General features: G+C 59.9%; 20 protein-coding genes, 3 tRNA genes and 1 riboswitch. Of the genes, 4 read left to right on the top strand and 19 right to left on the bottom strand.

Annotated features, from left to right (window positions below):
* Positions 1–2: 2 nt before the first annotated feature.
* From nuoF to HJB84_RS02490, 11 genes are all read right to left on the bottom strand, one after another.
* Positions 3–1,307, bottom strand: a complete 1,305-nt coding sequence (nuoF, locus tag HJB84_RS02440; protein WP_003573907.1) for an NADH-quinone oxidoreductase subunit NuoF — start codon at positions 1,305–1,307, stop codon at positions 3–5.
* Between the two features lie 11 nt (positions 1,308–1,318).
* On the bottom strand, positions 1,319–2,488 hold the full coding sequence (locus tag HJB84_RS02445; RefSeq protein ID WP_207583788.1) for an NADH-quinone oxidoreductase subunit E: 1,170 nt from the start codon (positions 2,486–2,488) through the stop codon (positions 1,319–1,321).
* 16 nt (positions 2,489–2,504) lie between these two features.
* Entirely contained in the window at positions 2,505–2,777 is a 273-nt protein-coding gene (locus tag HJB84_RS02450; RefSeq protein ID WP_007626190.1) for a hypothetical protein, read from the bottom strand.
* Positions 2,777–3,967 (bottom strand): NADH-quinone oxidoreductase subunit D, encoded by a 1,191-nt coding sequence (locus HJB84_RS02455; RefSeq protein ID WP_207583787.1) that lies wholly within the window; start codon positions 3,965–3,967, stop codon positions 2,777–2,779. Before HJB84_RS02455 ends, HJB84_RS02450 begins: the two co-directional genes overlap by 1 nt.
* A 62-nt stretch (positions 3,968–4,029) precedes the next feature.
* Positions 4,030–4,398: a four helix bundle protein gene (locus HJB84_RS02460; RefSeq protein WP_405049237.1), complete on the bottom strand. Its 369-nt coding sequence runs from the start codon at positions 4,396–4,398 to the stop codon at positions 4,030–4,032.
* Positions 4,399–4,453: 55 nt separating this feature from the next.
* Positions 4,454–5,056 (bottom strand): NADH-quinone oxidoreductase subunit C, encoded by a 603-nt coding sequence (locus tag HJB84_RS02465; RefSeq protein ID WP_221115191.1) that lies wholly within the window; start codon positions 5,054–5,056, stop codon positions 4,454–4,456.
* 18 nt (positions 5,057–5,074) lie between these two features.
* Positions 5,075–5,659, bottom strand: coding sequence for an NADH-quinone oxidoreductase subunit B family protein (locus HJB84_RS02470; protein ID WP_003578567.1), 585 nt, complete (start codon positions 5,657–5,659; stop codon positions 5,075–5,077).
* Entirely contained in the window at positions 5,650–6,015 is a 366-nt protein-coding gene (locus HJB84_RS02475; protein WP_007626195.1) for an NADH-quinone oxidoreductase subunit A, read from the bottom strand. The genes HJB84_RS02470 and HJB84_RS02475 overlap by 10 nt, the downstream gene beginning before the upstream one ends.
* Before the next feature lie 247 nt (positions 6,016–6,262).
* Positions 6,263–6,339, bottom strand: a tRNA-Asp gene (locus HJB84_RS02480).
* A gap of 83 nt (positions 6,340–6,422) precedes the next feature.
* A tRNA-Asp gene (locus tag HJB84_RS02485) sits at positions 6,423–6,499 on the bottom strand.
* Between the two features lie 93 nt (positions 6,500–6,592).
* Positions 6,593–6,811 carry a hypothetical protein gene (locus tag HJB84_RS02490; protein ID WP_221115192.1) on the bottom strand — a complete coding sequence of 73 codons (219 nt, stop codon included), beginning with the start codon at positions 6,809–6,811 and terminating at the stop codon, positions 6,593–6,595.
* 90 nt (positions 6,812–6,901) lie between these two features.
* On the opposite strand from HJB84_RS02490, the gene HJB84_RS02495 reads away from it, so the two are divergent.
* Both HJB84_RS02495 and HJB84_RS33955 read left to right on the top strand, forming a co-directional pair.
* Positions 6,902–6,977 (top strand) — tRNA-Val (locus HJB84_RS02495).
* Positions 6,978–7,271: 294 nt separating this feature from the next.
* Positions 7,272–7,484, top strand: coding sequence for a hypothetical protein (locus HJB84_RS33955; RefSeq protein WP_311043797.1), 213 nt, complete (start codon positions 7,272–7,274; stop codon positions 7,482–7,484).
* Between the two features lie 305 nt (positions 7,485–7,789).
* On the opposite strand, the gene HJB84_RS02500 is transcribed toward HJB84_RS33955, so the two are convergent.
* Together HJB84_RS02500 and HJB84_RS02505 are read right to left on the bottom strand one after the other, a co-directional pair.
* Positions 7,790–8,338 carry a glutathione peroxidase gene (locus tag HJB84_RS02500; RefSeq protein WP_209885433.1) on the bottom strand — a complete coding sequence of 183 codons (549 nt, stop codon included), beginning with the start codon at positions 8,336–8,338 and terminating at the stop codon, positions 7,790–7,792.
* 192 nt (positions 8,339–8,530) lie between these two features.
* Complete coding sequence (locus HJB84_RS02505; RefSeq protein WP_221115193.1) at positions 8,531–8,890, bottom strand: hypothetical protein; 360 nt, start codon at positions 8,888–8,890, stop codon at positions 8,531–8,533.
* Positions 8,891–9,052: 162 nt separating this feature from the next.
* Between HJB84_RS02505 and HJB84_RS02510 the strand changes: the two genes are divergently transcribed.
* Positions 9,053–9,658: a class I SAM-dependent methyltransferase gene (locus HJB84_RS02510; protein ID WP_221115194.1), complete on the top strand. Its 606-nt coding sequence runs from the start codon at positions 9,053–9,055 to the stop codon at positions 9,656–9,658.
* A gap of 1 nt (position 9,659) precedes the next feature.
* Here HJB84_RS02510 and HJB84_RS02515 read toward each other — a convergent pair whose 3' ends face one another.
* Positions 9,660–10,082 (bottom strand): cupin domain-containing protein, encoded by a 423-nt coding sequence (locus tag HJB84_RS02515; protein ID WP_207584289.1) that lies wholly within the window; start codon positions 10,080–10,082, stop codon positions 9,660–9,662.
* 123 nt (positions 10,083–10,205) lie between these two features.
* Here HJB84_RS02515 and HJB84_RS02520 point away from each other — a divergent pair, with 123 nt between their 5' ends.
* Positions 10,206–11,192 (top strand): aldo/keto reductase, encoded by a 987-nt coding sequence (locus tag HJB84_RS02520; RefSeq protein ID WP_207583781.1) that lies wholly within the window; start codon positions 10,206–10,208, stop codon positions 11,190–11,192.
* Positions 11,193–11,402: 210 nt separating this feature from the next.
* Here the strand turns inward: HJB84_RS02520 and HJB84_RS02525 are convergent, their stop codons facing one another.
* The 5 genes from HJB84_RS02525 to clpP form a co-directional block, all read right to left on the bottom strand.
* Complete coding sequence (locus tag HJB84_RS02525; protein ID WP_221115195.1) at positions 11,403–12,302, bottom strand: DMT family transporter; 900 nt, start codon at positions 12,300–12,302, stop codon at positions 11,403–11,405.
* Positions 12,303–12,393: 91 nt separating this feature from the next.
* A riboswitch (FMN riboswitch) is annotated at positions 12,394–12,548 on the bottom strand.
* Positions 12,549–12,685: 137 nt separating this feature from the next.
* Complete coding sequence (gene hupB / locus HJB84_RS02530) at positions 12,686–12,961, bottom strand: DNA-binding protein HupB (RefSeq protein WP_003573937.1); 276 nt, start codon at positions 12,959–12,961, stop codon at positions 12,686–12,688.
* A gap of 205 nt (positions 12,962–13,166) precedes the next feature.
* Complete coding sequence (lon, locus tag HJB84_RS02535) at positions 13,167–15,584, bottom strand: endopeptidase La (protein ID WP_221115196.1); 2,418 nt, start codon at positions 15,582–15,584, stop codon at positions 13,167–13,169.
* A gap of 404 nt (positions 15,585–15,988) precedes the next feature.
* Positions 15,989–17,266, bottom strand: coding sequence for an ATP-dependent Clp protease ATP-binding subunit ClpX (gene clpX, locus HJB84_RS02540; RefSeq protein ID WP_007626206.1), 1,278 nt, complete (start codon positions 17,264–17,266; stop codon positions 15,989–15,991).
* A gap of 302 nt (positions 17,267–17,568) precedes the next feature.
* Positions 17,569–18,198 (bottom strand): ATP-dependent Clp endopeptidase proteolytic subunit ClpP, encoded by a 630-nt coding sequence (clpP, locus tag HJB84_RS02545; protein WP_007626207.1) that lies wholly within the window; start codon positions 18,196–18,198, stop codon positions 17,569–17,571.
* Between the last annotated feature and the right edge of the window lie 216 nt (positions 18,199–18,414).

Genomic DNA, 18,414 nt, shown 5'->3' on the forward strand with positions numbered 1-18,414 from the left:
GATTATTCAGCCGCCTCCAGAACCGCGCCGTGATCAAGGGCGCTTGCCGTATACTGGTCGATGCGCTTTTCGATCTCGGGACGGAAGTTACGGATCAGACCCTGCACCGGCCATGCGGCGGCGTCGCCGAGCGCGCAGATGGTGTGGCCTTCGATCTGCTTGGTCACCTGGAACAGCATGTCGATCTCGCGCTTCTGGGCATTGCCCTTGGCCATGCGCTCCATCACCCGCCACATCCAGCCGGTGCCTTCGCGGCAAGGCGTGCACTGGCCGCAGCTCTCGTGTTTGAAGAAGGCGGAGATACGGGCGATCGCCTTGATCACGTCGGTGGATTTGTCCATGACGATCGCGGCGGCTGTGCCGAAGGAGGAGCCGACGCCGCGCAGGCCGTCGAAATCCATCGGGCAGTCGATGATGTCCTTGGCCGGAACGATCGGGCAGGATGCTCCGCCCGGAATGACGGCGAGCAGATTGTCCCAGCCGCCGCGGATGCCGCCGGCATGGCGGTCGACCAGTTCGCGGAAGGTGATGCCCATTTCCTCTTCGACCGTGCACGGCTTGTTGACGTGGCCGGAGAGCATGAACAGCTTGGTGCCGACATTGTTCGGACGGCCGATGGCCGAGAACCAGCCGGCACCGCGGCGCAGGATCGTCGGCGCAACGGCGATCGATTCGACGTTGTTGACCGTCGTCGGGCAACCGTAAAGGCCCATATTGGCCGGGAAAGGCGGCTTCAGGCGCGGCTGGCCCTTCTTGCCCTCGAGGCTTTCGAGGAGGGCTGTTTCCTCGCCGCAGATATAGGCGCCGGCGCCGTGATGGACGTAGATGTCCATGTCCCAGCCGAGCTTGTTGTTCTTGCCGAGCAGGCCATAATCATAACATTCGTCGATCGCCGCCTGCAGCGCTTCGCGCTCGCGGATATATTCGCCGCGCACATAGATGTAGGCCGCATTTGCGCCCATGGCGAAGCTGGCGATGACGCAGCCTTCGATCAGCGTATGCGGATCGTGACGCATGATGTCGCGGTCTTTGCAGGTACCGGGCTCCGATTCGTCGGCATTGACGACGAGGTAGTGCGGGCGACCGTCGCTTTCCTTCGGCATGAAGGACCATTTGAGACCCGTGGGGAATCCGGCGCCGCCGCGGCCGCGAAGGCCGGACGCCTTCATCTCGTTGATGATCCAATCGCGGCCCTTTTCGAGTATCTGCTTGGTGCCGTCCCAGTGGCCGCGGCTCATCGCGCCCTTCAGGGACTTGTCCTTGAGGCCGTAGATGTTGGTAAAGATGCGGTCTTTATCTTGTAACATGCTTCACCTCTTTACCGCGGCTTCTTGCCGAAGACCTTGATATATTCCGCTTCGCCGCCCTTGGCGAGCGCCTTGGCCTGCTTGACCCAGTCGTCACGCTCGATGCGGCCGCGGAAGTTCAGGTAGCCGTCGACCCATTCGCGCTCGGCCTTCTTCCAGCCCGCGACCTGCGAGAAGGTGAAGATGCCGATCTCGTTCAACGTCGCCTCGATCTTCGGGCCGACGCCCGAGATCATCTTCAGATCATCCGATGCGGCGGGCTTTTCGATGCCGGCCGGACGGTTCTTGTCGGTGAGCGCTGGCTTTGCCGCCGGGGCGGCTTCGGCCTTGACGGCGGGTGCCGGCGCCGGTTCGGCAGCCGCGGTGCCGGAAACCGGCTGCTGCTCGGCTGCCTTGGCATTCCTGGCAGCCGCCTTCGGCGCCGTTGCCGGCGTCTTCAGCGCGGCATTGGTCTCGGCATCGGTGCTCTTCGGGCGGGCGGCCTCGGAGGGCGGGATCGGAGCGGCGTCGACGACCGGAGCCGACACGCTTTCGGCATCGGCCTTCTTGGCGCGCGTCCTTGTCTTCGGCTCTGCCGTCGTCAGCGAGGTCAAGCCGCCTTCCGGCGCCGAAAATACCCGGTCGATCTGGGTGCCCGGCTTAATGCTCGCGCCATTGCCGGCGGCAAAGGTATCGATGATCTCTTCGAGGCGCGCCGGCGTCAGGTCTTCATAGGTGTCCTTGCCGATCATCACCATGGGGGCGTTGACGCAGGCGCCAAGACATTCGACCTCTTCCCAGGACAGTGTTCCCTCGGCATTGCGCTCGAAGGCATGGGCGTGGATCTTGCTCTTGCAGACCGACATCAGCGCTTCCGAGCCGCGTAGCATGCAGGGCGTCGTGCCGCAGACCTGGACGTGGGCGCGGGTGCCGACGGGATGCAGCTGGAACTGCGTATAGAAGGTCGCGACCTCGAGCACGCGGATATAGGCCATGTCGAGCATGTCGGCGATCTTTTCGATCGCCGCGCGCGTGACCCAGCCATCCTGCTCCTGCGCCCGCATCAACAGCGGGATGACCGCCGATTGCTGGCGGCCGGCGGGGTATTTCTGGATCGTCTTGTCCGCCCAGACCGCATTTTCATCGCTGAAAGCGAATGCGGCAGGCTGAAATTGATCTTCGGCTAATCGACGAACGGACATTCTTCCTCACGCCTTGTCAGTTTAGGGTTCCACACCGCGAAGCGGTCAAAGACTGCATTTCGCAGGCATAGGCCGACTGGTCTTTCTGCATAAACACTACGAATTTGCCGCCATTCGGAATGGCAGCCTTGATCTGATAGCCCTTGGACAAAAGATCGCCCATGGATGTTTGCGCCGCCGGCGGCGTCACTTCCTTACGACCCAGCGGCGTGCCGAGCGTATCGGTCTCCTGGGCCGAAACCCCGGATGCCGCAAGAAGAAGGGCGACGGCAAGCGGCAGACGCTGCATCAGCGGTCCACCTCGCCGAAGACGATGTCGAGCGAGCCGAGCACGGCCGCGACGTCGGCAAGCTGGTGGCCGCGGCACATGAAGTCCATCGCCTGCAGATGCGCATAACCCGGAGCGCGGATCTTGCAGCGATACGGCTTGTTGGAGCCGTCGGAGACGAGATAGACGCCGAACTCGCCCTTCGGCGCCTCGACGGCGGCGTAAACCTCGCCGGCCGGCACATGGTAGCCTTCGGTATAGAGCTTGAAGTGGTGGATCAGCGCTTCCATCGAGCGCTTCATCTCACCGCGCTTCGGCGGCACGACCTTGCCGTCGATCGACGAGAAAGGACCGGTCTTGGCATCCGACAGCAGGCGATTGACGCACTGCTTCATGATGCGGACCGATTCGCGCATCTCGATCATGCGGATCAGGTAGCGGTCATAATTATCGCCGTTCTTGCCAATCGGAATGTCGAATTCGAGATCGGAATAACATTCGTAAGGCTGGGCGCGACGCAGGTCCCAGGCAGCGCCCGAACCGCGCACCATGACGCCGGAGAAGCCCCAGGCCCAGCAATCCTCCAGCGAGACGACGCCGATATCGACGTTGCGCTGCTTGAAGATGCGGTTGCCGGTCAACAGATTGTCGATGTCGTCGAGCGCCTTCAGGAACGGGTCGCACCAGTCGCCGATATCCTGGACGAGCTGTTCCGGCAGGTCCTGATGAACGCCGCCCGGACGGATATATGCGGCATGCATGCGCGAGCCACTGGCGCGCTCATAAAACACCATCAGCTTTTCACGCTCTTCGAAGCCCCAGAGCGGCGGCGTCAGCGCGCCGACGTCCATGGCCTGCGTCGTGACGTTCAGCAGATGCGAGAGGATACGGCCGATTTCCGAATAGAGGACGCGAATCAGCTGGCCGCGGATCGGGATGTCGATGCCGAGCAGTTTTTCCACAGCCATCGCATAGGCATGTTCCTGGTTCATCGGCGCGACGTAATCGAGCCGATCGAAATAGGGCAAGGCCTGAAGATAGGTCTTGGTCTCGATCAGCTTCTCAGTGCCGCGGTGCAGCAGGCCGATATGCGGATCAACCCGCTCCACAATTTCGCCGTCAAGCTCCAGGACAAGACGAAGAACGCCATGCGCCGCCGGATGCTGCGGTCCGAAATTGATGTTGAAGTTGCGGACGTTATGTTCGGTCATGGCGATTAACTCGCTTAGAGTGAGTAGTGATTAGTGAGTAGTAGTTAGTTTTCATCCGCTCACTATTCGTCAGCTTTCCTGTGCTGAACGCTTCGGATAAGCGATCCCAGCATCTTTCCAATTTCGTCGCATCGGTCGAGCAATTCGTTCAAAGCCGAGGCTTGAAGAAAGCCAAATCGTCCGGCGATGATCAAATGCGTCTCCAACTCTTTCAACGAGCCCTGTGCGATCTTGAGAAATTGGGCAAACGAGCCTCGATTTTCTCTTCCATATCCCTCCGCGATATTCGCGGTCACGGAAGCGGAAGATCGTCTAATCTGGCTGGTCATTCCATAGATCTCTTCCCGCGGGAAGGTTCTCGTCACCTCATAACAAACAACAGATCGCTCGATAGCAAATTGCCAGACTTTCAAATCACGATAGGAGCTGATTTTCCCGTTCGTCACCCAAATATCTGCCCACTACTCACTACCGACTAATCACCACTCACTGCTTGGCCTTCTCATCCCCAGGCAGCACGTATTCAGTACCTTCCCAGGGCGACATGAAGTCGAAGTTGCGGAATTCCTGCTTCAGTTCGACCGGCTCGTAAACGACGCGCTTTGCCGCATCGTCATAACGAACCTCGACGAAGCCGGTGGTCGGGAAGTCCTTGCGCAGCGGGTGGCCTTCGAAGCCGTAGTCGGTCAGGATGCGGCGCAGGTCCGGATGGCCGGTGAAGAGCACGCCGTACATGTCCCAAGTTTCGCGCTCGAACCAGTCGGCGCCGGGATGGACGCCGCAGGCCGAGGGAACCGGCGTATCTTCGTCGGTTGCCACCTTGACGCGGACGCGCAGGTTCTGCTTCGGCGACAGCAGGTGATAGACGACGTCGAAACGCAGCTCGCGCTGCGGCCAGTCGACACCGCAAATATCGATCAGGTTGACGAAACCGCATTTGGCGTCGTCACGCAGGAAGGTCAAAAGCGGGATCAGGTTTTCACCCGTTGCGGTCAGCGTCAGCTCGCCATACTTCATCTGCGATGCGGCGATCAGGTTACCGCGCGCTTCGCCAAGGTAGGACGCAAGCTCAGTCAGGGCTTCACTCATATGCCTTGTCCTTAACCCTTAGCGTTCGATCGTGCCGGTGCGCCGGATCTTCTTCTGCAGCAAAAGCACGCCGTAAAGCAGCGCCTCTGCCGTGGGGGGACAGCCCGGCACGTAGATGTCGATCGGCACGATGCGGTCGCAGCCGCGCACCACCGAGTAGGAATAGTGATAATAACCGCCGCCATTGGCGCAGGAGCCCATCGAGATGACGTAGCGCGGCTCGGGCATCTGGTCGTAAACTTTGCGCAGCGCCGGCGCCATCTTGTTGGTCAGCGTGCCGGCAACGATCATCACGTCGGACTGGCGTGGCGAAGCGCGCGGCGCAAAACCGAAGCGCTCGACGTCATAACGCGGCATCGACAGCTGCATCATTTCGACGGCGCAGCAGGCAAGGCCGAAGGTCATCCACATCAGCGAGCCGGTACGGGCCCAGTTGATCAGCTCGTCGGTCGAGGTGACGAGGAAACCCTTATCGGCAAGCTCATTGTTGATCTCGCCGAAAAATGCGTCGTTGCTGCCGATCGGCTTGCCGGTCGAGGGATCGATGATCCCTTTCGGCTGCTGGGCAACGAGCGGCTGATTGCTCACAGGGGCTACTCCCATTCCAGGGCTCCCTTCTTCCATTCATAGATAAAGCCGATGGTCAGCACGAAGAGAAAGACCATCATGGACCAGAAGCCGAACCAGCCGATGGCGCCGAAGGAAACGGCCCAGGGGAAGAGGAAAGCGACTTCAAGATCGAAGATGATGAAGAGGATCGACACGAGGTAGAAGCGAATGTCGAATTTCATACGGGCATCGTCGAACGCGTTGAAGCCGCATTCGTAAGCCGAGAGCTTTTCCGAATCAGGCGCTTTGAAAGCCACGGCGAACGGCGCAATAAGCAGCGCCAGGCCGATAACAAGCGCGATAGCGATGAAGATAGCGATCGGAATATAGGAACTGAGCAGTTCAGTCATCATGTTCATCCCTGCTTGCCGGAGGCGCCAGACGGCACATTTGGGCAAATGCCCGGCAAGCGAACGTGCGTTGCAACAAGCCGTGGTTAGCGCAGCCGAAGCCCCGGCGCAAGAGATTTACAGAGGCAATTCGACGCGTGGCGCGCGGACATTATCAAGCAGATGCAACGATGTCGCGACAAATCCGCCCAAGCCGTGTGAAGCTGCATGTCTGACCACTGGAAACTGCATGGCTTGGTGAAGAAAATGGCGCGAGTGACGGGGCTCGAACCCGCGACCTCCGGCGTGACAGGCCGGCACTCTAACCGACTGAGCTACACCCGCGCATTAATCGGCCATTTGCGGCCGCGAGGATGAAGAAAACCGGACAAACGACAAATCGCTTTGCGTTTTTACAAGACTTGAAATGGCGCGAGTGACGGGGCTCGAACCCGCGACCTCCGGCGTGACAGGCCGGCACTCTAACCAACTGAGCTACACCCGCAATTCATTTCAAGCAGTCCGGATGCCTTCGCACCCTTACCAAAACGGCTGCCCGTTTCGATGAGCGGCTAACTACGGGGTTCGCCATTTAGTGTCAAGCAGGTTTGGAGACAAAACCATGACAGCCGTTGAATTGTTTTGGCAAGGCCGCGCGGAATGAAGGAAAAGCCGTCAATTCCGTTTCCCGCTGCAGCACCGAGGCCGGATCGAAGCCGCCGGCACAGTCGAAGCCGACATGCCCCCTCCCCTTTATCCACAGCCTTGCCGCGCCCACCTGCCCCGCAAGGGACAGGAGCGCTGTCAAAAAAATCAAAAAATCTTCACAAACACTCTTGCGGTTTTGCCGCGATCCGCATAGATCACGGCCACCAACGCGGCAGGCCGATCCGGCTTCGTTTGCGATGGGCGATTAGCTCAGTTGGTAGAGCGCCTCGTTTACACCGAGGATGTCGGGAGTTCGAGTCTCTCATCGCCCACCATTTATTCTTCCCCTAAAGTGTCAAATAGCTGGTGTGATGTTGAGGCTTCGAAGGCAGACGCCCGCATGGCTTTGTCACCTATTTGGAATTCTAATCGGCCACTGATCCAGTGGAAGCGCCCAGCAGGGCCAGATGCGGCGCGCCGTCTAAAGCCAACGCTCCACCAAAACGGACTACTCCCGGCCGCTGCAGCCACCTCCTATTGGGCGAATGGATGGGGGCCGGCAAAAGTGGGAGAATTCGTCGCCCGGAAAATCTCCGCGCTTGAAGGCTTACGACGCCTAGAGGTGTGCCATGAGGACTCTCTGCTCCGCATTGACGTTGTGCATCGCAATCGCCCTTAGCACGCCAAGCGCCAGATACGTCAGCCTGCCCGGATACGCATTCAAGACGAATCCGGCATGCGAGCGCCACGAACCGAAGACGCGATTCGACAGAAGGTGCGACTGGCCGAGAGTGGGCTTCAAGGACTTTACGCCCCCGCTTGTGACCGTGCTTGGGATCTGAAGATCCTGCTCAGCCTCTTTGCGAATCATCGCGGTCCAGACGCGCTTGGTAGCCCGAGGGGATCCATGCTCTTTGACTGCGACAGAGTCTCTGATCGTGGTCGAACGCCTTTGCTCTGAACTCCCCACCAGACTCTATATAGCACTTCGGAATCCCGAAATTGGTTGCGGGATTGAAATCATTGCATGTTTTTTTCTGTCGGCACCTCGCGAAGCGCCGCGGATTTCGGAATCCCGAAGCGGGGAATTTCGGGATTCCGAAGTGGCGTTCTAGAATCGTGACAGTCGAGGCTCATCGCCCACCATTCACCCCTTCGCCAGTTCTTTATCCACCGCCGAAACCAGCCGCGAATCATCCGCCGTCACATCCGGCGCGAAGCGGGCGGCGACTTTGCCGTCGCGGCCGATCAGGAATTTTTCGAAGTTCCAAAGAATGTCATCCTCGTCGCCACCTGACATGCCGTGGGATTTCAGCCGTTCACGCATCGGGCCCTCGCCTGTCGTCTTCACGCCAGACTTCGTCAGTTGCCGGTAGAGCGGATGCTGGGCTTCGCCCTTGACCGAGATCTTCGAGAAGATCGGGAAGGTGACGTCGTAGGTACTGGTGCAGAAATCGAGGATCTCGGCATCGGTGCCGGGCTCCTGACCCTTGAAGTCGTTGGCGGGGAAAGCGGCGATGACGAAGCCGCGTTCGCGCTTTTCGCCATAGAGCTTTTCGAGCCCCTCATATTGAACCGTCAGCCCGCATTTCGAGGCGACATTGACGACCAGGAGCACGCGACCCTTGTATTCGTTGAGCGCGGTTTCACGACCATCCACTGTTTTCACAGGAATATCCAACACGTTCGCCGTCACGGGAACCTCCAATTTTGTGGGAACATATTCGCCAAACTTAGCGATATCGCCGCCGTTGTCATCAGCGTCGGAATCAATTCCGCGTCAGCAGCGGTTCCGGGATAGCGACATGCATCAAAACGAAGAGCTAAAGCGCCGCGTGAATCAGTTCCACGCGATGCGCTTTAGCGGCCTGTGCCGGGATGAGACCTCTCAGGCGGGGGATGTTTCCTTCACGTCGTCGAGCAGGAAGTGCACAATGATATAATCCGTCTTGAAATGGCGGCCGCTGTCCGACACGGATTCGACGCTGCCGCCGTCCTTCGGGTGCCAGGTGTGGTAATGCGGGTTGGTGGTGATCAGCGTGATGGCCTTGCCTTCTAGGGCTTCCTCACCAAGCCGGAAGCGCATCTCGGCAAACGGCCAGATCCGTTCGTAATCCTCCATGCTGATGCGTGCCTTCAGCGCCTTGCGGTGCAGCGGTGCTTCGCCGGCCTCGGCCGGTGATTCTAACATCACCTCCTCGGCCCCGTTAACGATGGCGTTGAACTCTTCAGGCCACATGCGTCTCATGAAATCGCTCCTCCCGAGCTCTCGTCAGTCCACATGTGAAACTTAGCGATTTGTTCGAAAGAAGCAAATTCCCGTCATGTGGTTGTCATCGGCGTCGGCTGCTCCTACGTTCGCCGCAAACCACATCAGGGCCGTCAGACGCCCGTAATCCCGAGATCAGAGATGAAGACACGTGAAGACAGGCAGGCGCTCCGGGCGAGCACGCCGCGCACTCCGCTCAGCGCCCATCATATGGAAAACGCCCGTCTGCTGCCGGATCGTGGCGAGTTGCTCTACCGAATCCCGAACGGCGGCATCGGCGTCGAAGTGGGAGCGGCCTTCGGCGAATATACGGCGGAGATCCTGGAAAAGAATCGCCCGGCGCAGCTCTACCTCGTCGATCCCTGGTCGATGGATCGCTACAGCTCCGGCCTCGACGCAATCCACACGACGTTTTCTGCCGAGATCGAGGCCGGCAGGCTGCATCTGATGCAGGGCACATCGCTCGACAAGCTCGCCGAGTTCGAAGACGATTTCCTCGACTGGGCCTATATCGATACCGACCATTCCTTCGAGCTCACCTGGCAGGAACTGCTGCTTTGCGACAAGAAGGTGAAGCGGACGGGGCGGATTGCCGGGCATGATTTCTGCACCGGCAATACCGTCAAGCCGATCGTCTATGGCGTCGTCGAGGCGGTCACCAAATTCTGCAAGGATTACCGCTGGCAATTCGAGTTCCTGACGGTCGAATCACACGCGCATTTTTCCTATTGCCTGAAGCGGCTGTGATTTAGCTCATGCCGGAATATTGCGCGTCGGTGACCTGCTCCAACCAGTCGACATGCTTGCCGTCCAGCGCCTCGTGAATGGCGATGTGCGTCATCGCCGTGTCCGCGGCGGCACCGTGCCAATGTTTTTCGCCCGGCGAAAACCATACCGTGTCGCCGGCGCGGATCTCGCTTATCTCACCGCCCCAGCTCTGGACGAGGCCCCTGCCAGAGGTCACGATCAGCGTCTGGCCGAGCGGATGCGTATGCCAAGCGGTGCGGGCGCCGGGTTCGAAGGTGACCGAGGTTGCCCGCATCCGGGCCGGTTCGGGCGTCTCCATCAACGGATCCTGGCGAACGGCGCCGGTGAAATAATCGGCCGGCGGCTTCATCGAAGGGCGAGAGCCGACAGGTTTGATCTCCATGATCTTTCCTTTTCCATTCATTGCGGTTGAAGCCTTGTCGCGGAACGATATTTCATCGAGGCAACCAATCAAGGCCGGATTGACAATTGCCGCATAGTTGTCCGCCTGATAGGCCAATATCTTTCATCACCTGGAGGATTTTTCATGAAACACCATGCTTTCGGCCGCATGCCTTTCACCGTCACCGATGTCGGCTTCGGCGCTTGGCAGATCGGCGGCTCCTGGGGCGATATCAGCGAGGTGGATGGACGCGCGGCGCTTAACGCCGCACTCGATGCCGGCATGACCTTCATCGATACGGCTGACGTCTATGGCGACGGCCGCTCGGAAAAAATCATCGCCGACGTGCTGAAGGCGCGCGGCGGCCAGCGCCCGATGGTCGCCACCAAGGCCGGCCGCCGGCTCAACCCGCATGTCGCCGAAGGTTATACCAAAGCGAACCTCGAAGGCTTCATCGACCGCAGCCGTGAGAATCTTGCCGTCGACAGCCTCGACCTCGTGCAGCTGCACTGCCCGCCGCGCGAGGTGTTTTACCAGCCTGAGGTCTTCGAGAACCTGAACGCGCTGCAGGCGGCCGGCAAGATCAAAGGTTACGGCGTCAGCGTCGAAAAGGTCGAAGACGGGCTGAAGGCGATCGAATATCCTGGCGTCGTCAGCATCCAGATCATCTACAATATCTTCCGCCAGCGTCCCGACCACCTGTTCTTCCAGGAAGCTCGCCGCAGGAACGTGGCGATCATTGCCCGCGTGCCGCTGGCCAGCGGCCTTCTCTCCGGCAAGATCACCCGGGACACCCACTTTGCCAGCGACGACCATCGCAATTTCAACCGCAACGGCGAAGCCTTCGATGTCGGCGAGACTTTTGCCGGCGTGCCCTTCGAGGTCGGCCTGCAAGCGGTGGAAGAGGTGCGCAAGCTGGTGCCTCAGGGCGCCACCATGGCGGCCTTTGCGCTGCGCTGGATCCTGATGGCTGAAGCCGTCACCGTCGTCATCCCCGGCGCCCGCAATGCCGAACAAGCCAAAGCCAATGCGGCCGCAGCCGATCTGGCGCCCCTTACGGCCGGTGTCATGGCGGCAACACGCGAGATCTACACGCGGCTGATCGCGCCGCATGTGCATCAGCGCTGGTAGGGCTGGAGCGTCGCTATTTTGTCAGGGCTGCGGCAAGTCGAGTCAGGCCCTCATCCGGCTGCCGCCACCGGCCGGGGTCGAGCCATGGGTTTCGGCCCGTCCCTCGTAAACGAGACGAAGGGGATGTGCCGCAACCACTCGGTTCCCTGCCCACATCTAGCATGGCACCTCCCCTTTTCCCCGTTTTCCGGGGGAGAAGGTTAGGGTACCTCAGGCGGGTTTCCGCTCTTTGCGCATCTCGTTTCGCATGATGAAGAGTGAGGCGGAAAGGATGAGCACTGCGCCTAGCCAGAGGTAGCCGGCCGGCGCATAACCGAAGAACAGCCAGCCAGCCAGCACATTCAGCGGCAGCTTCAGATCGTCGAAAGGTTGAATGTAGGCGGCATCCGCTGCGGAATAGGCAAGCGTCAGGAAATACTGCGCTGCGGCGGTCAGCAGCCCCGCCAGCAGGAACAAGGCAAGTGTTGTACCCGTCGGCACTGCAAAGCCTGCCGCAAGCGCCAGCCCTCCGTTTATCGGCGTCAGCAGAACGAGCAGCCAGACGGTGATCGTCTCCGGTCGTTCGATGCCCGTCAGGCTCTTGGTGATCAGCGACGAGGCGCCCCACAGCAGCGCCGAGAGCACCGGCAAGAGTGCTGCCCAGCCAAAGCCGTCCGACCATGGCTGCAGGATGATCATCGCGCCGGTGAAACCGGCTGCGGTCGCCGCCCAGCGGGCCGGACCGACGCGCTCACCCAGGAAGAGCCGGGCGCCGAGAATGATGAAGAACGGCGAGGTCATCACCAGCGCGATCGCCTGCCAGATCGGCACCGCGGCAAGGCCGGCGACCCAGGCCTCGACCCCGAGCGCGGCAAGCACGACGCGCGCCAGGTGACGCCAGGGATAGTGCGTGCGCATCGCCGCCAGGCCGAGCCTGCGCAGGAACGGCAGCGAAAACAGGAAGGCGAAGCCATATTGCCAGAAGGCGGCCGAGGCCGAGGGAAAGGCAAGCTTCATCGTCAGCCATTGGGTGACGACGTTAAGAAGCGAAAAGGCGATGCCGGCAAGGACCATCCAGAGTGCACCGACAATGGCGCGGGACGGCTCGACCGCAAGAGAATTCTGACTCATGTCTTTCATCCAAAACCAGGGACCAACATAAATCAGGACGCATGAGCCACGAACAGGCGACGCAGGACACCCCGCCCTTCGCACGGCCGACACTCATTCTCTTCCATCCGGACTTTAACCGTCGGCTCCGGATTCGCACCGGATCTGCTGACCCTCCCCCAGCATTGGCGCGGAAGGCGGCGCTCGCGGGCTCAGGCAGAAACCCATACCGCCGGTGGGGAGTTTCACCCCGCCCTGAGAACAGAAATGTCGTAGATCAAAGCCCGCATGGCGGCAAGCCACGAAAGCAAGGGCCCAGCAAAGCAAAAGGGGTCCGACAAAGCCGAACCCCTTTCCAAATCCTGCACAGCCGGTCTCCTTTACGGCTGGCGGATAATCTCAGATCAGCCGTTGACGGCGTCCTTCAGGCCCTTGCCGGGCGTGAACTTCGGCACGTTGCGAGCCGGAATGTCTACCTCAGCGCCCGTCGACGGGTTGCGGCCCTTCGATGCGGCACGATGAGAAACGGTGAAGCTGCCGAACCCTGCAAGGCGGATGTCGCCCTTGTTCTTGAGTTCACCCTGGACAACGTCGAAAACCGCGTCAACAGCGGAAGCCGCGTCAGACTTCGTCAGTCCTGCCTTTTCGGCGACTGCGGACACGAGTTCATTCTTGTTCATGTTTCCACCCCTTTCTAAATGGTACGAAACGACTCAATATAAGCTAGGCGCCGAATAGGTATCATCAGGCCCGCCGGGAACCCAAAAGCCCTGCAAATCAAGGAAAAGCAAGCGTCTACATGACGTTTTCACAAAAAAGGCTGGCGTTTTCGCCAGCCTTTTTCCGAGTTTTCAGCCAATGGGGCATAAATGTGGCCGAGGCCACTCAATGCGCTATGGTTGCGCCCGTCTCGTCGAGGCCTTCGACCGATGCGATGACCGGCGTTTCCACCGTGCCGTCCCATTCGATCGGCTCCGGCCGCCGGATCAGCGCATGCTTGATCACCTCGCCCATGCGGGATACCGGGATGATCTCCATGCTGTTCTTCACGTTATCCGGAATCTCCGCCAGATCCTTGGCGTTCTCCTCCGGAATCAGCACCTTCTTGATGCCGCCGCGAAGGGCTGCGAGCAGCTTTTCCTTGAGACCGCCGATCGGCAGAATACGACCGCGAAGGGTGATCTCACCGGTCATGGCCACGTGCCTGTTCACCGGGATACCGGTCATGATCGAGACGATCGCGGTCGCCATGGCGACGCCGGCCGAGGGGCCATCCTTCGGCGTCGCGCCTTCCGGCACGTGCACGTGGATGTCGCTCTTGTCGAAGCGCGGTGGCTCGATGCCGAAATCGACAGCGCGCGAGCGGACATAGGAGGCCGCCGCCGAGATCGATTCCTTCATGACTTCCTTCAGATTGCCGGTGACCGTCATGCGGCCCTTGCCCGGCATCATCACGCCTTCGATGGTCAGCAACTCGCCGCCGACCTCCGTCCAGGCAAGACCTGTGACAACGCCGACCTGATCCTCGCCCTCGGCTTCGCCGTGGCGGAAGCGCGGGACGCCCAGATAGTCGGAGATGTTGGCAGCCGTCACATGCACGGACTTCGTCTTGCCCTTGATGATCTCGGTGACCGCCTTGCGGGCAAGCTTCATCAGTTCGCGCTCGAAGTTGCGTACGCCGGCTTCACGGGTGTAGTGCTGGCTGATGGACATCAGGGCGTCGTCGTTGACCGAGAATTCTTCCGGCTGCAACGCATGTTCCTTGATGGCCTTCGGCAGCAGATGCCGCTTGGCGATCTCGCGCTTTTCATCTTCGGTGTAGCCGGCGATACGGATGATCTCCATGCGGTCCATCAGCGGCGCCGGGATGTTCAGCGTATTCGCCGTCGTAATGAACATCACATCCGACAGGTCGTATTCGACCTCAAGATAATGGTCCATGAAGGTCGAGTTCTGTGCCGGATCGAGTACCTCGAGCAGGGCCGAAGACGGATCGCCGCGATAGTCCTGGCCGAGCTTGTCGATCTCGTCGAGCAGGAAGAGCGGGTTGGACTTCTTCGCCTTCTTCATCGACTGGATGACCTTGCCGGGCATCGAGCCGATATAGGTGCGGCGGTGACCGCGGATTTCGGCTTCGTCGCGAACGCCGCCAAGCGCCATGCGGACATACTCACGGCCGGTCGCCTTGGCGATCGACTGGGCGAGCGAGGTCTTGCCGACACCCGGAGGGCCAACGAGGCAGAGAATCGGGCCCTTGATCTTGGTGGCGCGAGCCTGCACGGCCAGATATTCGACAATGCGCTCCTTGACCTTGTCGAGACCGAAGTGATCGGCTTCGAGGATCTTCTCGGCATTGTTGAGATCGGCCTTGATCTTCGACTTCTTGCCCCACGGAATGCCGAGCAGCCAGTCCAGATAATTGCGCACGACGGTGGCTTCGGCCGACATCGGGCTCATCTGGCGCAGCTTCTTCAGCTCCGCATCGGCCTTTTCACGGGCCTCCTTGGACAGCTTGGTCTTGGAGATACGCTCTTCCAGCTCGCTCATCTCGTCGCGGCCTTCCTCGCCGTCGCCGAGTTCCTTCTGGATCGCCTTCATCTGTTCGTTCAGGTAGTATTCGCGCTGGGTCTTCTCCATCTGGCGCTTGACACGCGAACGGATGCGCTTTTCGACCTGCAGGACCGAAATCTCGCCTTCCATGAAGCCGAGGGCCTTTTCGAGGCGAGCCTTGACGCTGGTGGTTTCCAGCATCTCCTGCTTCTCGGTGATCTTGATCGACAGATGCGAGGCGACCGTATCGGCGAGCTTGGAATAGTCGTCGATCTGGCTGGCGGCGCCGACCACTTCGGGCGAAATCTTCTTGTTGAGCTTCACATAGCTCTCGAATTCGGAGACGACCGAACGCGACAAGGCTTCCAGTTCGACCGGATCGTCGTGCGGCTCCTCGAGCACATGGCCGAGCGCCTCATAGAAATCCTCGCGGCTGGTATATGTGTCGATCTCCGCGCGGGCGCGGCCTTCGACCAGAACCTTGACGGTGCCGTCGGGCAGCTTCAACAGCTGCAACACGTTCGCCACGGTGCCGACCTTGTGGATCGCGGAGGGATCCGGATCGTCGTCGCTGGCGTTGATCTGCGTCACAAGCATGATCTGCTTATCGGAACCCATGACCTCTTCGAGCGCACGGATCGACTTTTCCCGTCCGACGAACAGCGGCACGATCATATGCGGGAAAACCACGATGTCGCGCAGGGGCAGAACAGGGTAGGCAGTACTGCTCGCTACAGACGTTTTCTTCGTCATTTTAAGTCCTTTCCATCGTCCCGTTACCGGGCTCTCTGCGCGGCCGCTTGGGACCGGCCGGCACTCTCACTTGGCTCTACAAGTGGAGGTTCTGACTACGCTTTTCAAGCCACGCTAACGCCCGCGTTCCCCGGATGTGACAGCTTCATTACAACGGAACGCCAACACTATGAAGCGCGTGGCTGGACCGGCGCTTACCACTTCCGACCCGGCTAAAATACAAACGCCAGCAATAGGCTTACGGAATCACGGCATCATTGCCAAGCACTCTCCCTTGCGCAACATCGGCAAAGGCAATTCCGGTTCCCACCGGCAAAATACTAACAGTGCCTCGGATGGTTTTTCAAATAGAAAGGGGCCCGCCGATGGCAAGCCCCCAAAATAATCGTGCGAAAGCGCAAAGGTTACGCCGAAGCGTTGGCCTTTTCTTCCTGACGATCGGCATAGATGTATAGCGGACGGGCCGAACCGCGAACCACTTCCTCGGAGATGACGACCTCGCGCACGCCTTCGAGCGTCGGCAGTTCGAACATCGTGTCGAGCAGGATCTTCTCCATGATCGAGCGAAGGCCGCGGGCGCCGGTCTTGCGGACGATCGCCTTGCGGGCTGTTTCGCGCAGAGCATCCTCGTGGAAGGTCAGTTCCACGTCTTCCATCTCGAACAGGCGCTGATATTGCTTGATCAGCGCGTTCTTCGGCTCGGACAGGATCTGGATCAGCGCATCTTCATCGAGGTCTTCGAGGGTCGCCAGAACCGGCAAACGCCCGATGAACTCGGGGATGAGGCCGAACTTGACCAAGTCTTCCGGCTCCAGTTCGCGCAGGACTTCGCCGACGCGGCGATCGTCCTGGGCCTTGACGGTAGCGCCGAAGCCAATCGAGGTCTTCTCGCCGCGGGCGGAGATGATCTTATCGAGGCCGGCGAAGGCGCCGCCGCAGATGAACAGGATGTTGGTCGTGTCGACCTGCAGGAATTCCTGCTGCGGGTGCTTGCGGCCGCCCTGCGGCGGAACGGAAGCGACCGTGCCTTCCATGATCTTCAGCAGCGCCTGCTGCACGCCCTCACCCGAGACGTCGCGTGTGATCGACGGGTTGTCGGACTTGCGCGAAATTTTGTCGACTTCGTCGATGTAGACGATGCCCCGCTGCGCACGCTCGACATTGTAGTCGGCCGATTGCAGCAGCTTCAGGATGATGTTTTCGACATCCTCACCGACATAGCCGGCCTCGGTCAGCGTCGTCGCATCGGCCATGGTGAAGGGAACGTCGATGATGCGGGCGAGCGTCTGGGCAAGATAGGTCTTGCCGCAGCCGGTCGGGCCGACGAGCATGATGTTCGATTTCGCCAGCTCGACTTCGCCGTTCTTCGAGGCGTGCGCCAGGCGCTTGTAATGGTTGTGAACGGCGACCGACAGGATTTTCTTCGCCTGCCGCTGGCCGATGACATATTCGTCGAGGACCTTGATGATGTCCTGGGGCGTCGGAACGCCGTCGCGGGACTTGACCATCGAGGACTTGTTCTCCTCGCGGATGATGTCCATGCACAATTCGACGCATTCATCGCAGATGAAGACGGTCGGTCCGGCAATCAGTTTCCGGACTTCGTGCTGGCTCTTTCCGCAGAACGAACAATAGAGTGTGTTCTTGGAGTCGCCGCCGTTGCTGCCGCTGACCTTGCTCATTTCACTTTCCTTCCAGCACGCCGCATTTCAAGGCGAAATCGCGGTCCACTCTATCAGCTCCTGGCGGCACTCCGTTTCCGGAGCCTTTGCCGAGAAGGGCTTCAGGGGCTACGAACCAGGCCCAACAAATCATGTCCGGCTCCCGGCGGCAACGAATCCCCTTCGAATGCCGAATGCTATGTCATAAAAATTCAACATAGCATTAATAGTTACTATTAGCGTCTTCGTCGCCTGTTGAAAGCCCTTGTTCAATCACAAATGGGATAGAACTGTGGCGACGAAAACACCATCCCTATTAATTACTAGGCCTGTTCGCCTTCCATTTCGATGCGCGAGGTCAGAACCTTGTCGATCACGCCCCAAGTCTGGGCCTCGTCGGCATCCATGAAATGGTCACGATCGAGCGTCTTTTCAACTTCCTCGTAGGTGCGGCCGGTGTGCTTGACATAGACCTCGTTCAGGCGGCGCTTCATCTTGAGGATGTCGCGGGCGTGGCGCTCGATGTCCGAAGCCTGTCCCTGGAAGCCGCCCGAGGGCTGATGCACCATGATGCGGGAATTCGGCGTGGCGAAGCGCATATCTTTGTGGCCGGCAGCCAGCAGCAGCGAGCCCATGGATGCGGCCTGGCCGATGCAGAGCGTCGAAACCGCGGGCTTGATGAACTGCATCGTGTCGTAGATCGCCATGCCGGCGGTGACGACGCCGCCGGGCGAATTGATGTAGAGGGCGATTTCCTTCTTCGGGTTTTCGGCCTCGAGGAAGAGAAGCTGGGCGCAGACGAGCGTCGCCATATGGTCTTCGACGGCACCCGTCAGGAAGATGATGCGTTCCTTCAACAGGCGGGAATAGATGTCGTAGGAGCGTTCACCGCGGTTGGTCTGTTCCACGACCATCGGCACGAGGGCCATTGCGGTATCGACTGGGTTTCTCATGTGCGTCCTTTGTCAACGTCTCGCCGGCCGGCGCCGGGAATCAAAGAAAATGTCTATCCCTACATAGAGTGTCACTGCCCTCCTCTTCAAGACACGCATGAGGATAACGTTAAGATGGCGGGGCAAGGCGGCTCTAGCTGGCAGCCTCTTTCCCCCAAACGCCTGTTAACGGCGAGGCCCTGGCAGCATCGCCCCCGGCTTTTCTCTACGACAGGA

The organism is Rhizobium sp. NZLR1b, from assembly GCF_019685155.1.
In the GTDB taxonomy this organism is placed as follows: domain Bacteria; phylum Pseudomonadota; class Alphaproteobacteria; order Rhizobiales; family Rhizobiaceae; genus Rhizobium.

Bases quoted from the DNA above. Each gene is read 5' to 3' on its own strand.
- HJB84_RS02465 (WP_221115191.1), bottom strand. From the start codon at position 5,056: ATGAGTGAAGCCCTGACTGAGCTTGCGTCCTACCTTGGCGAAGCGCGC.
- HJB84_RS02455 (WP_207583787.1), bottom strand. From the start codon at position 3,967: ATGACCGAACATAACGTCCGCAACTTCAACATCAATTTCGGACCGCAG.
- HJB84_RS02515 (WP_207584289.1), bottom strand. From the start codon at position 10,082: ATGAATGGAAAAGGAAAGATCATGGAGATCAAACCTGTCGGCTCTCGC.
- clpX (WP_007626206.1), bottom strand. From the start codon at position 17,266: ATGAGCAAGGTCAGCGGCAGCAACGGCGGCGACTCCAAGAACACACTC.
- HJB84_RS02445 (WP_207583788.1), bottom strand. From the start codon at position 2,488: ATGTCCGTTCGTCGATTAGCCGAAGATCAATTTCAGCCTGCCGCATTC.
- nuoF (WP_003573907.1), bottom strand. From the start codon at position 1,307: ATGTTACAAGATAAAGACCGCATCTTTACCAACATCTACGGCCTCAAG.
- HJB84_RS02505 (WP_221115193.1), bottom strand. From the start codon at position 8,890: ATGAGACGCATGTGGCCTGAAGAGTTCAACGCCATCGTTAACGGGGCC.
- lon (WP_221115196.1), bottom strand. From the start codon at position 15,584: ATGACGAAGAAAACGTCTGTAGCGAGCAGTACTGCCTACCCTGTTCTG.
- HJB84_RS02525 (WP_221115195.1), bottom strand. From the start codon at position 12,302: ATGAGTCAGAATTCTCTTGCGGTCGAGCCGTCCCGCGCCATTGTCGGT.
- HJB84_RS33955 (WP_311043797.1), top strand. From the start codon at position 7,272: ATGAGGACTCTCTGCTCCGCATTGACGTTGTGCATCGCAATCGCCCTT.
- HJB84_RS02450 (WP_007626190.1), bottom strand. From the start codon at position 2,777: ATGCAGCGTCTGCCGCTTGCCGTCGCCCTTCTTCTTGCGGCATCCGGG.
- HJB84_RS02470 (WP_003578567.1), bottom strand. From the start codon at position 5,659: ATGGGAGTAGCCCCTGTGAGCAATCAGCCGCTCGTTGCCCAGCAGCCG.
- hupB (WP_003573937.1), bottom strand. From the start codon at position 12,961: ATGAACAAGAATGAACTCGTGTCCGCAGTCGCCGAAAAGGCAGGACTG.
- HJB84_RS02520 (WP_207583781.1), top strand. From the start codon at position 10,206: ATGAAACACCATGCTTTCGGCCGCATGCCTTTCACCGTCACCGATGTC.
- HJB84_RS02510 (WP_221115194.1), top strand. From the start codon at position 9,053: ATGAAGACACGTGAAGACAGGCAGGCGCTCCGGGCGAGCACGCCGCGC.
- clpP (WP_007626207.1), bottom strand. From the start codon at position 18,198: ATGAGAAACCCAGTCGATACCGCAATGGCCCTCGTGCCGATGGTCGTG.
- HJB84_RS02475 (WP_007626195.1), bottom strand. From the start codon at position 6,015: ATGACTGAACTGCTCAGTTCCTATATTCCGATCGCTATCTTCATCGCT.